Origin of the sequence: Cellulomonas bogoriensis 69B4 = DSM 16987 (assembly GCF_000767165.1) — a bacterium.
In the GTDB taxonomy this organism is placed as follows: Bacteria; Actinomycetota; Actinomycetes; order Actinomycetales; family Cellulomonadaceae; genus Actinotalea; species Actinotalea bogoriensis.
This window is the reverse complement of the sequence record NZ_AXCZ01000086.1, coordinates 1-11,543: the sequence shown is the minus strand read 5'-3', so window position 1 is coordinate 11,543 and position 11,543 is coordinate 1. Positions and strand designations below refer to the sequence as shown.

At 72.1% G+C, this 11,543-nt stretch carries 7 protein-coding genes; 2 read left to right on the top strand and 5 right to left on the bottom strand.

Translation table 11 applies throughout. From position 1 onward, the window contains the following. Positions 1–627: 627 nt before the first annotated feature. The 3 genes from N869_RS18500 to N869_RS09085 form a co-directional block, all read right to left on the bottom strand. A complete protein-coding gene (locus N869_RS18500) occupies positions 628–1,731 on the bottom strand; it encodes a lytic polysaccharide monooxygenase (protein ID WP_232229676.1) in 1,104 nt (367 codons plus the stop codon). 170 nt (positions 1,732–1,901) lie between these two features. Then, the gene (locus N869_RS09090) at positions 1,902–3,182 is read right to left on the bottom strand and encodes a glycosyltransferase (RefSeq protein WP_232229675.1); all 1,281 of its coding nucleotides are present in this window, start codon (positions 3,180–3,182) and stop codon (positions 1,902–1,904) included. 8 nt (positions 3,183–3,190) lie between these two features. Beyond that, positions 3,191–5,443: a glycoside hydrolase domain-containing protein gene (locus tag N869_RS09085; protein ID WP_035060522.1), complete on the bottom strand. Its 2,253-nt coding sequence runs from the start codon at positions 5,441–5,443 to the stop codon at positions 3,191–3,193. Between the two features lie 162 nt (positions 5,444–5,605). Between N869_RS09085 and N869_RS09080 the strand changes: the two genes are divergently transcribed. Continuing rightward, the gene (locus tag N869_RS09080; RefSeq protein ID WP_084136783.1) at positions 5,606–7,465 is read left to right on the top strand and encodes a glycoside hydrolase family 15 protein; all 1,860 of its coding nucleotides are present in this window, start codon (positions 5,606–5,608) and stop codon (positions 7,463–7,465) included. A gap of 32 nt (positions 7,466–7,497) precedes the next feature. On the opposite strand, the gene N869_RS09075 is transcribed toward N869_RS09080, so the two are convergent. Both N869_RS09075 and N869_RS09070 read right to left on the bottom strand, forming a co-directional pair. After that, positions 7,498–9,444: a DUF4914 family protein gene (locus N869_RS09075; RefSeq protein WP_084136780.1), complete on the bottom strand. Its 1,947-nt coding sequence runs from the start codon at positions 9,442–9,444 to the stop codon at positions 7,498–7,500. Between the two features lie 224 nt (positions 9,445–9,668). After that, positions 9,669–10,106, bottom strand: a complete 438-nt coding sequence (locus N869_RS09070) for a nitroreductase family deazaflavin-dependent oxidoreductase (RefSeq protein WP_035060520.1) — start codon at positions 10,104–10,106, stop codon at positions 9,669–9,671. 113 nt (positions 10,107–10,219) lie between these two features. On the opposite strand from N869_RS09070, the gene N869_RS16545 reads away from it, so the two are divergent. After that, positions 10,220–11,543 (top strand): EAL domain-containing protein (locus tag N869_RS16545; RefSeq protein WP_156968465.1); only part of this gene is annotated, 1,324 nt, incomplete at its 3' end.

Genomic DNA, 11,543 nt, shown 5'->3' with positions numbered 1-11,543 from the left:
GCGCGCCCTCGGCCGGGGCGGTGGCCTGCACCGTCCGATGAGCTGACCTGCCTGCCAACGCGGGGCGTCGACCAGGAGGTCGGCGCCCCGCGTCGTGCTCCCGCACGGGCGGGCACCCGGGGCCGGGGAGTGCGGGCCGGGTCGGAGCCTGCGGGTTCGGCGGATGCACGGCCCGCAGCGGGCGTCCCGCGCAGGGCTCACCTGCGTGGCGGGGAGTCGATGGCCCGGTCTCGATCGCCTCGTCGACGTGGCCTCCCGGCCCCGGGCATGGGAGAAGGCCCGCTGCGCAGGGGGCAGGCAACGGGCCTTCTTGTTGAACACTAAGCGATCCACGTCTCGGACGCCAACCCACGGACCGGGTGAAAAACGACACCCCCGGGCCGGCCCGCCGGACTGCCGGGCTGCCGGGAGCGTGAGTTTCGGTCGAGAACGTGAGTGTGGAGGCACGTTCTCGACCGAAACTCACGATCTCGGGGAAGGTCGGGTCGCCCGGGAGGTCGGGTGGGCAGGGGGCGTCCGTGGTGCCGCCCTGAGTCCGCCCTGAGTCCGGCCGGCGTGCGGCTGGCGCACGACTGCGGCCGCCCCCCGGAGGGAGCGGCCGCAGTCAGCCGTGCGTGGTGCTGGGTGTCAGCTCGCCGCGCAGCTCACCGAGCTGGGCGCAGAGCCCGTGCCCAGGAAGCCGTACGAGGCGGTCTGGCCGGCACCGAGCGAGCCGTTCCAACCCACGTTGCTGACCGTCACCGACGAGCCGGTGCCGGACTGGCTGCCGTTCCAGAGGTTCTGGATCGAGCCGCCGGAGGAGAGGTTGAGCTCGGTCGTCCACCCGGAGATCGAGGACGAACCGGCCGTCACGGTGACGTCCGCCTGGTACCCGTCGGACCAGCTGCTGGTCACCGTCAGCTCGGCGGTGCACTCACCGGACGCCGGCGGCGTGGTGGGCGTCGGTGCCGGGGTGGTGGGCGTCGGCTCGGGGGTGGGCGTCGGAGCCGGCGTGGTCGGGTCCGGGGTGGGTGTCGGGGCCGGCGTGGTGGGGGTGGGGGTGGGGGTGCCACCGCCGCCGCCGAAGACCACGTCGGAGCAGTTGTAGAACGCCTCAGGGCTGTCCGAACGGGTCCAGATCGAGTAGATGATGTGCTGGCCCGAACGCTGCGGGAGCGTGGCGTTCCAGTAGTACTCGGCACCCTCGGGGCCGCCCTGGCGGATCGGCGGGTCGGTGACCTCGTCGAAGAGCTCCAGGTCCGACCACGCCAGCGGCTGGCTGGGGTCCCAGCCGTCACGGGTGATGTACTGCGACCAGGTGCCCGGGTGCGGCGCCCACGCGTTGTACTGGAACGTGATGTTCGCGCCGGACTCCAGCTGGGTGGTCGGCCAGTCGCCCGGGGTGTTCACGGCGGAGAACTGGCTGCCCGGGCCGCAGAGCTCGCCGTCGGGGATGACCTCGCGGTGGCGGCCGTCGGAGTCGCTGAGCAGGTTGCCGAACCAGTTGTAGAACGGGTAGTTGCCGTTGTTCTCCAACAGCGCCCGGCACATCGGGTTCTGGGGGTTGAGCGCGCCGCCGTTGCCGCCGTTGATTCCGTCGACGTAGCACGCGTAGGTGCGGGTGGCGGGGTAGGTCAGACCGCCGTGCGCGCTGGCGTCCTCCGGGGCGGAGGCGATCACCAGGCCGGCCGTCAGCAGCGCGAACGCTCCTGTTCCGGCGATGGCCTGCAGCTTGGACCGTGTTCTCATCATCGAGACTCCCGAGCGATTGGGGTGCGGACGGCGGGCGGGGCTTCACCACGCTCCCCGGGACCGCGCAGCGACGCAGACGACCCCGGCGGCCTCAGGGAGCCCCGCCCGAGAGGGCCCAACGGCAAGCTTCTGCCGTGTGGATAGCCTCAACGTAAGCACGGCGCAAGGGACTAACAACCGACCAAAACGTTTTTGTTTGACCGGTCCAGAAGATCGAGGATGCCGTCCAGGACCTGGACCCTGTCGAACCGGCGTGCGTGCTCCCGGGCGCCGTCCACCCACGCCGCCCGGCGTTCCGGCGTCATGAGGACCGCGCGGTCCAGGGCCGTGGCGAGCGCCGCCCGGTCACCGGCGGGCACGGTCAGCGCGTGCGGTCCCACCGCCTCCGGGATTCCGCCGGTCGCGGTGGTGACCACCGGCCCGCCGCCGGCGAGCATGTTCTCCACCAGTGCGATGCCGAAGGTCTCCACGAACTCCGGACGAGGCTTGCTCGGCAGCGCGTACGCCGCGCACCCGCTCATCAGGTGGGGCTTCTCCTCATCGCCGACGTCGTCCAGGAACACGATCCGCCCGGACGCCGTGGACGCCGCGGCCTGTGCGCGCAGCTCGGCGGCCTGCGGACCGGTGCCCGCGACCACCAGCGGCACCTCGCCGGCGGCTCGTGACGCCGCGTAGGCGGCGATCAGGTCGTCGACCCCCTTGGCGGCGGCCAACCGGGACAGGTACAGCACGTACCGTCCGCGCTCCAGACCACGGGACGCGAGCCACCGGTCACCCTCGGCCCGGTCCAGGTCCAGGTAGGCGGACGTGTCGATCGCGGGGTACGAGACGTGCACCCGGGCCCGGCACCTCTCGGCGAACCCGGTGCCGTGCCGGGCGTCGACCTGCTCGGCCTCGGCCACGACCAGGTCCCTCGTGTACTGCGACACCGCCAGACACACGTCGTGGGCCAGGTAGGTGGACAGCACGTGCGCGGCGGCACCGAACCGGCCCTCGGCCACGCACTGCCGGACCACGTTCGTCACGTCCGAGCCGACCGCCTCGGCCACGGTGCGGACGTCCACGGGCAGGCCGGTGTCCCGGGCGACCCGCACGGCGTCGGCGACCGCCGTGGCGTGCGGACTCAGGTACAACGACATCGCGACCGTGGGCACCCCGTCGGTGAACAGCTCCACGAGCCGGCCCGTGAGCCCGGCCAGGTGCCGCCCGTCCGGGACCCGGTAGTCACCCACCGGCTCCGGCCGCTCGACGACGACGCCGTCCCGGTAGGGCAGCACCAGGTCCAGGGGCTTGAGCGGCAGCCCGCACTCCTGGAGCCGGTCGACCTGCCAGCTGAGGATCCGCACCTCGGTGAACCCGCGGTCCAGGGCCGCCTCGGCGAGGTTGCGGGCCTCACCGGCGTGCCCGCAGATCACCGGGTCGGCACGGACGACGATGACGAGTCTGGTCACGGGGCACCTCACACGGGTCGGGTGGTCGGGTCGGCGAGCGGGGCGCTGGGATGCGTGGGGTCGGGCAGGGACGGGGGACGTCCGGCGTCCCACCGGCCGGGCTCCGGACCGAGCTCGATCAGCAGGCGACCGCCGGCGTGCAGCTCACCGGTGGTGAGCCAGGTACGGTCCAGGCGCCGCCCGTCCAGGTGCACGTCCTGCACGTACTGGGCCGGGCCGTGGGCGTCGGGCTCGGTGAACCCCGTGGTCTGCACGCTCAGCTCGCCCCCGGGCACGGCGATCACCGACTCCCGCCACGACGGGGCGTTCACCAGCACCAGGCCCTGGCCCGCGACCGGGAACAGCCCCAGGGAGGCCCACACGTACCACGAGCTCAGGCCCCCGGAGTCGTCGTTCCCGGGCAGTCCACCGGGGCCCGTCCCGAAGCACTGCTGGACGGCGGCGTGCACGACGTCGGCGGTCCGGTCCGGCCGCCCGGCGTACTGGTACGCCCACGGGGCCTCCATGTCGGGTTCGTTGTTCAGCCCCTCGAACCGGCCCAGTGCGTACCCGGCGGTCATCTCCTGCACCCCGGGGGCGTGCCCGGGCTGGGTCACCGGCGGCGCCCCGAACCCGAAGAACCGGTCCAGCATCGACAGGAACGACTCCTCCCCGCCCGCCAGCGCGATCCTCGTCGCCATGTCGTGCACCAGGCGGAACGAGTAGTTCCAGACCCCACCCTCGTAGAACGTCGAGGGCAGCAGCAGGCCCGTGCCCTGGTCGTAGGCGTGGGACCACCGGTCGGCGAGCGGGGTCAGCTGGTCCACCAGGGTGCGGTCGTCCACGTGGTGGGCGATGCGCGCGGTGCACCAGTACCCGAACGCGAGATCCAGGGTGTGGGTGATGGGGTGCGCGAGCCCGTGGGTGAGGAAGTCCTCGCCGTAGGCGCGACGCAGGTCGTTGTGCAGGTGCACCAGCGCCCAGTCCCAGTCCAGGGGCAGGCCCAGGTGGCACAGGTCGGCCAGGAACGTGTGGGACAGCGCGCTGGCCTGCCGCGAGAACTGGTCCGCCCCCCGCGCCATCCGGTACCCGATCGGGAGGTTGCCCTCCTCCTCGCAGATCCGCAGCAGGGCCGTGGCGACGTCCATCGCGGCGTCCGGGCGCAGGAGCGTCAGCAGCGGCAGCTGGGTGCGGTAGATGTCCCACATGGTCGCCACGTCGAACGTGAACGGCCCGTCCGTCGGCCAGAACGGGCTCTCGTCCGGTGCCAGGCAGGGCTTGATCAACGAGTGGTACAGGGCCGTCCCCAGCACGGTGGCGCGCCCCGCGGACGGGGTGTCGACCTGCACCTTGCCCAGGTGCTCGTCCCACGTGGCGGTCGTGGCCTCCCGGCGCCGGTCGAACACCGGGTCGGCCGAGAAGCCACCGCAGTCCCGCTCGAGGTTCGCTCGCGCCTGCTCCGGCCCACGCAACGAGAACCCCAGGCGCACCTCCACCGGGTGGCCGGGGTCGCTCGGACCGGCCCACATGAGCCCGAACGGTCGCAGCGTGGTCGGCCGGATGTGGTCGAAGTCCAGGCGGGTGCCACCCGGCATGAGCCGGCGGTCGTACCAGAGCATCTGCCGCCACCCCGGCGCGTCGCACTCCACGTGCACCGCCAGCGGTGCCCCCTCGACCACGACCTCGCCCTGCGCCACGCCCGGCGCCACCGAGTGCAGGTGGGCACGCAACGGCACGGTGCGGCCGAACGGGATCGCCAGACCCCCCTGGGACAGGTCCACCACCACCCGGGCGTCGTGGTGCCGCGGGAAGGTGTAGCGGTGGACGGCGCTCTTGGGCCCCACCGTCACCTCGCACCTGATCTGCGGGGCCAGCGTCGCCGAGTACCACCCCGGGCCCGCCTGCTCCTCCTCCAGCTCCCAGGAGCTCCCGAGCGCGTCCAGCGGCTGCAGCATGGGCGTGACCCGCAGGTAGTTGTAGTACTTGCGGATCGCGCCCGTGCCCGACTGGTGGAAGTGGGTGAACCCCGAGGCCACGGACCCCTCGTGCAGGGCTGCCGGCAGGCCCTCGGTGCTGAGGTCGAACCGCCCGTACCCGGTCGGGTACGCCCCCGAGTACGGGCACACCGACACCATCCCGAGCGGGAACGTCGCGCCCGGGTGGGTGTTGCCGACCCTCGGCTTGGGCGCCCACCACGTCGCCGCCAGGCCCGTGGGCTCGGGCAGGTCCGTCACCCCCGTACCGATGAACGGGTCCACGAGGTCCGACGCCGACCGTGCCATGACCGGACGCTACGAGTCGTGTGTGTCCACAGCGTTGCCGCAGGGTGACCGGCACGTCATCGTCACCTGGTCCCACCACGCCGGGCGTGCGGTCCGTGCCGGTGCGCCCCAGGATGACCAGGTGAGACCGCCACGACGAACGTCCGCCCCAGGTGCGACACCATGAACGACCGACCCACCTTCGAGACCGTCGACGGCGGCCCCGACAACGCGGTCCAGGGCTCAGGGCACGCCCGCGAGGGTGACCCGCGCCCACCGCTGGCACGAACCGACGGGTACGCGCCCCTGCGCACCTACGCCGCCGTCGGCGACGGGCGCACCGTCGCTCTCATCGCCCAGGACGGACGTGTCGACTGGTTCCCCACCCCCGACCTGCACGCACCGCCCGCCTTCGCCGCCCTGCTCGACGCCCGCAACGGCGGGGTCTTCGAGCTCGCACCCACGGACCCCTACCAGGTGCACCGGCACTACGAGGTCGGCACCAACGTCCTGGTCACCACGTTCGTCACCGACACCGGCAGCGTGCGCGTCACCGACTCCCTGAACACCGGCGTCGCGGGCCTGCTGCCGTGGAGCGAGCTGGCTCGCCGCGTCGAGGGCCTGACCGGGCACGTCCCCATGGCCTGGCGGGTCGCGCCAGGTACCAAGTTCAACGAGTTCTCCCCATGGGTCCAGCCCACCGTCCATGGCCACGTCCTGCGGGTGGGGCACCTGACGATCGCCGTCCCCACCCTGGGCGAGATGACCACCGTCGTCGGCGAGCAGGACCTCGCCGGCACGTTCATGACCGGCCCCGGGTCCCGGCACCTGGTCGGTGTGGCGGCCAGCCGTGACGAACCCGCCCACCTGCCGGTCCCCGAGGACGTCGACGCCGGCGTGGACCGCACCGTCGCGAACTGGCTGGCCTGGAGCAACGAGTTCCGGTACGACGGACCCTGGGGCAAGGCCGTGCAGCGCAGCGCGTTGGCACTCAAGCTCCTGCTGCAGTCCCTGACCGGGGCGATCGCCGCAGCGGCCACCACCTCCCTGCCCGAGAACCGCGAGGGCGGCAAGAACTGGGACTACCGGTACTCCTGGTTGCGCGACACCGCCCACACCGTCGACGCGCTCTTCCGGTTCGGCCTGCGCGAGGAGACCCACGCCGCGATCCGGTGGACCCTCACCACCCTGCGCAACCCCACCATGCACGTGTTCTACGAGCTCGACGGCAGCGAGCCCCGTGAGCCCCGCGAGGTCGACGTCCCCGGCTGGTGCGGCATCGGGCCCGTCGTCGACGGCAACCCCGCCGCGCGCCAGCTCCAGCTCGGCGTCTACGGCGACGTCCTGTCGATGGTCCGCACCTACTCCGACCACGGGCACCTGCTCGACGCCGAGACCAGCCGGGCCCTGGGCGCGCTCGCGGACGAGGCGTGCGACGTGTGGCGCCAGAAGGACTCGGGGATCTGGGAGCTGCCCGAGCTGCAGCACTACACCACGTCCAAGCTGGGCTGCTGGGAGGCGTTGGAGTGTGCGGTGCACCTGGCCGAGCAGGGGCAGATCCACGCCGACCCGCGACGGTGGCGTGCGGAGGCCGCGCGGATCCGGGCGTGGGTGGAGGAGAACTGCTGGTCGGAGGAGATCGGCGCCTACGTGATGTTCCCGGGATCGCGGGACCTGGATGCGTCGATCTTCTTGCACGCGGCCAGCGGGTTCGACACCGGTGAGCGCATGAGCTCCACGATCGACGCGCTGCGCCGGGAGCTGGGTGCCGGCCCCCACCTGTACCGCTACTCGGGGATGTCCGCCGAGGAGGGGGCTTTCGTGGCGTGCGGGTTCTGGGGGGTCGCGGCACTGGCGCACGTGGGGCGCGTGGACGAGGCCCGGGACTGGATGGACGAGCTGCTGGCGACCGCGAACGACGTGGGCATCTGGACCGAGATGGTCGACCCGGCCACCGCGGACTTCCTGGGTAACGTGCCCCAGGCGCTCAGCCACCTGGCGCTGATCGAAGCAGCGATCGCGGTCGCCCGCGCAGGTGGCTGAGCGCCTGGGCGCTCAGGACCGGTAGGAGCCGGTCAGGGCTCCATGGGGGTCAGGGCCTCGTAGTCCTCGAGGGTCCCGTCGGCCATGCACGTCTCGATGATCCGCCGACCCAGGGGGTCCAGGTCGTCGGTGAGGTACTGCTGGAGCTCGCTCTTGAAGAAGTCGCCGAGGATCTTGGCCCCGGCGTCGTAGGCCTCGACGCCGACCTGCGACTGCAGGTGGGTGCGCAGGAACGTCGGGCGGATCAGCTGCCCGTCGATCTTCACCTCTTCCAGGGTGTACCCGAACAGGGGGCAGCGGGAGGCGACGAGGCGGTCCGGGCGGATGCGCCCGGGCCCGCGCCGGGCCAGGTACTCCCGGGTGAGCCACTGGGCAGCGAAGCCCACCTTGTAGGCCCCGACGTGCTGGTTGGGGGTCAGGACGTAGCGGGTGCGGGGGTTGTCGACCAGCTGGCGGAGCATGAGGTTCGCCCCGCCGACACGGGTGCCGGTCGAGAACGGCCAGAACGACCCGACGCCCTCGGACACCATGCCACCGTGCGCGAGGGTGGCCGTGGCCTCGGCGTTCTCACCGATCGAGGGGTTCTTGTCGCCCCGGGGGGCGATTAGCCGCCACAGCCACGCCAGGGACGGGGGCACCAGGTGCATCATGCCCATGATCCCGTAGGTGGGGTTGTCGCGGGTGCAGGCGGGCATGCGCACCCCGAAGGTCCGCACGTCGACCTCTTCCGGCTCGTTCACCACTCCCTGGATCAGGCGCCGCGGCACCACGATGCGGGGGTTGGGGCACGGCTTGCCGGTGGAGTCCAGGCTGTGCTCCCACGGCAGGCAGGTCGCGTCCGGGACACCGGCGAGGTTGAAGAAGACCAGGGGCTCCTCGGGGTGGATGAACACCCGCTCCAGGTGGACGTCCTCGCCGTACTCGGTGAGGTTGTCGACCCGCACGAACCAGCCGTCCTCGGCGTCGGCGACGACGAGCTTGCCGTCACCGGTCTGCACCGACGGGTGGCAGAGGGTCATGTCGTCCGTCACCGGCGCCAGGGCGCTGGCCTCGGACAGGGTGATCACGTACGGCTCGTCGGTGACGACGTTGGTGCCCAGCAGGATGCGCCCGTCCTCGCGGCGACGGATCTCCTGGCACATCTCGGACTTGCCGCCCCCGGACGCGCCCTCGTGCATGACGACGGTCTCGTTCTCGTACGGGGTGGTGACCTTCACCGACGAGGCGTGCGCGGTCAGCCACTCCTCCTGCTGGCCGATGTCCAGCAGGACCGAGAACACGCCCTTCTTGGCGCTGGGTCCCGGGTACAGGTTGTAGGCGAAGAACTCGTGCAGGTCCTCGGTGCGGTCGTGGACGACGACCTGGCGGCCGTCGAAGTGCGTGTGCCGGAACGGCGGTGCCACGTACAGGATGGACCGGGGCGTGAACGGGCCGATCTCGTCGAACGTCACCCAGCCCTGCAGGTCCACCAGGGCGGTGGCGAAGAACGCCGCGTTGGTGGGGCAGATCGCCAGCGAGGGGTACCCGAAGCGGGGGCCACCGGCCTTGAACGGGACGACGGCGAGCTCCTGGCGGGACAGCCACTCGAGGGTCTCGGCCTTGGTGGGCGCGAACTCCTTGCCGTACACGTCCCGGTAGCGGGGCTTGTCGGTGGGCAGGTCGTCGGCCACCCGCATGCAGTCGGGGTCCCGCCGGCGCATGTAGTCCTCGGGGTAGTTCACCGAGACGCCGTTCAGGCAGCGCACCACGTCGGCCTCGCGGACCATCGTGCCGTCGACGTCGTACTCCACGGCGAAGGTCGGGCCGCCGTCAGGGCCCAGGGCCATGCGGTAGAGCTCGGCGCGGGAGGACGGGACGATCACGCGGCGGCACGCGTCGAGCGCCGCGCGGACCTCCGCCGGCAGGTTCACCGACTCCAGGAAGGCGCGCACCTTCTCGTCGGTGCCGTCCTGGGTGGTGTCGGACAGGGTTCCGCTCATCAGCTCAGCTCCAAGGTCGGACGCCGACACCCGGGGGCAGCGACGTCGCGTGCAGGGCCATGCGGCCGTGCCCCGTGACACGGCTCTGTCTTTGCCGAGAGATTAGGGAGAGATGGGCCAAGGCGTCTGGGACCTTTGGGACACATGACCAGGACATGAGACGGCCCCGAGGGCGACGGGGTCCTCGGGGCCGTGCGGGGGACGGGCTGGCGGTACGGGGGTGGTCAGTCGACCGGGGACAGCACCAGGACGGGGATGACGCGGTCGGTCTTGCGCGCGTACTCGTCGTAGTCGGGCCACACCGCGGCGGCGCGGGCCCACCACAGCTCCCGCTCCTCACCGGTGACCTCGCGGACGGTGTAGTCGCGTCGCACCGCCCCGTCCTGCAGCTCCACCAGCGGGTGGGAGGTGAGGTTGTGGTACCAGCCCGGGTGGGTGGGGGCGCCTCCCTGGGACGCGATCGCGGCGTACTCGCCGTCGTGCTCCACGCGCATCAGGGGTGTCTTGCGGATCTTGCCCGACCGTGCCCCCAGGGACGTCATGAGGATGATCGGGACGCCGTTGAGGGTGTTGGCCTCGCGACCGTCCGACGCTTCGAAGCGCTCGGCCTGCTCGCGGGCCCAGTCGAGGGTGCTTGGGGCGTACTCACCGGAGAGAGGCATGACTCATCAAACCATCACCCGGCCCGGTGTGGCGCGGGTCACGTGACAGCGGTCACGAACCGTTTCATCATCTGGAAATCAACTTGGTTGATCAACGTGCCGATGGACTCGCCGTGACCACACCCACGGGCGCCGTGCCGACGGACGTGCCGACGGACACGTCGATGGACACGTCGATGGACACGTCGATGGACACGTCGATGGACGTCTCCGCCCTCGTCGACTCGCTCCTGGCCCCCGGCGGCATCCGTGCGGTGTTCCAACCCGTGGTGCGCGTCGCCGACGGCACCGTCATCGGGTACGAGGCCCTGGCCCGTTCCACAGCCGTGCCGATGATGTCCCCCGCGGCATGGCTCGAGGCGGCCGAGGGCTGCGGCAGGAGGGCCGACGTCGAGCTCGCCTGCCTGGCGGCTGCGGCCGCGGCCGGGGCACCTCCCGGCCGCGGCCTCATCTTCCTCAACACCTCGCCCGACGTGGCCGCCGACCCCAGGTTCGGGGCCCTGTGCGCGCGGCTGCCGCGGCACGTGGTCGAGGTCACCGAGCACATGGCCGTGGAGGACTACGAGCCGCTCCTGGAGGCCCTGGGCGCCCTGCGTTCCAACGGGGCGCTGATCGCGGTGGACGACGTCGGCGCGGGCTACGCGTCCATGGCCCACGTCCTGCAGCTCAGCCCGTCGTTCATCAAGATCGACAGGTTCCTCGTCTCCGGCCTGCACCTGGACCCCCGCCGGCGGGCCCTGGTCGAGGCGCTGCAGGCCTTCGCCTCGGCCACCGGCGCCCTGACCGTGGCCGAGGGGGTCGAGACCCCTGACGAGCTGCGCGCCCTGAAGGAGATCGGCGTGGACCTCGCGCAGGGGTACCTGCTCGCCCGCCCGGCGGACCCGTGGGCCGTCCTGAGCGTCCAGGCGGCCGGGGTCCTCGTCCCCCGGCAACGCACGGCCGAGACCCAGGACCCCGCGGTCCTGGAGCAGGCCCTGGCCGGGACCGCCACCCCGGCGGAGGCCTGCGAGGTCGTCTCGCGACACCTGGCCCGCCAGGGTGGCCTGCTGCCCAGCGTGTACCTCGAGCGGGGTGGGGTGCTGCGCTGTCTCTCCCGCCGTGGGCAGTGGCTGGTCATGGACGGGATGCAGCCAGGTGCCGGGATCGCGGGGACCGCGTTCAGCGACGGCGTCGAGATCCACTGCCCGGACGTGACGACCGACGCCCGGTACCGGCTGGCGGTGCCCGGGGTCTGCGCCGAGATCGCCGTGCCGCTGCGCGCACGTGGCGCGGTGGTGGGGGTGCTCAACGTGGACGCCCTCGCCCCGTTGCTCCCCGAGCACCAGGACCTGGTGCGCCGGTGCGCGACGCTGCTGGGCGCGCGGCTGGAGGAGCTGCACGCCGAGGGCGCGGGCGGGTCCGTCCTGCACGACCTGGGCCGCCTGGCGCCCGTCCTGG

Excerpts from the sequence above, each read along its gene's own strand:
- N869_RS18500 (WP_232229676.1), bottom strand. The coding sequence starts at position 1,731 with ATGATGAGAACACGGTCCAAGCTGCAGGCCATCGCCGGAACAGGAGCG.
- N869_RS09085 (WP_035060522.1), bottom strand. The coding sequence starts at position 5,443 with ATGGCACGGTCGGCGTCGGACCTCGTGGACCCGTTCATCGGTACGGGG.
- N869_RS09080 (WP_084136783.1), top strand. The coding sequence starts at position 5,606 with ATGAACGACCGACCCACCTTCGAGACCGTCGACGGCGGCCCCGACAAC.
- N869_RS09075 (WP_084136780.1), bottom strand. The coding sequence starts at position 9,444 with ATGAGCGGAACCCTGTCCGACACCACCCAGGACGGCACCGACGAGAAG.
- N869_RS09070 (WP_035060520.1), bottom strand. The coding sequence starts at position 10,106 with ATGCCTCTCTCCGGTGAGTACGCCCCAAGCACCCTCGACTGGGCCCGC.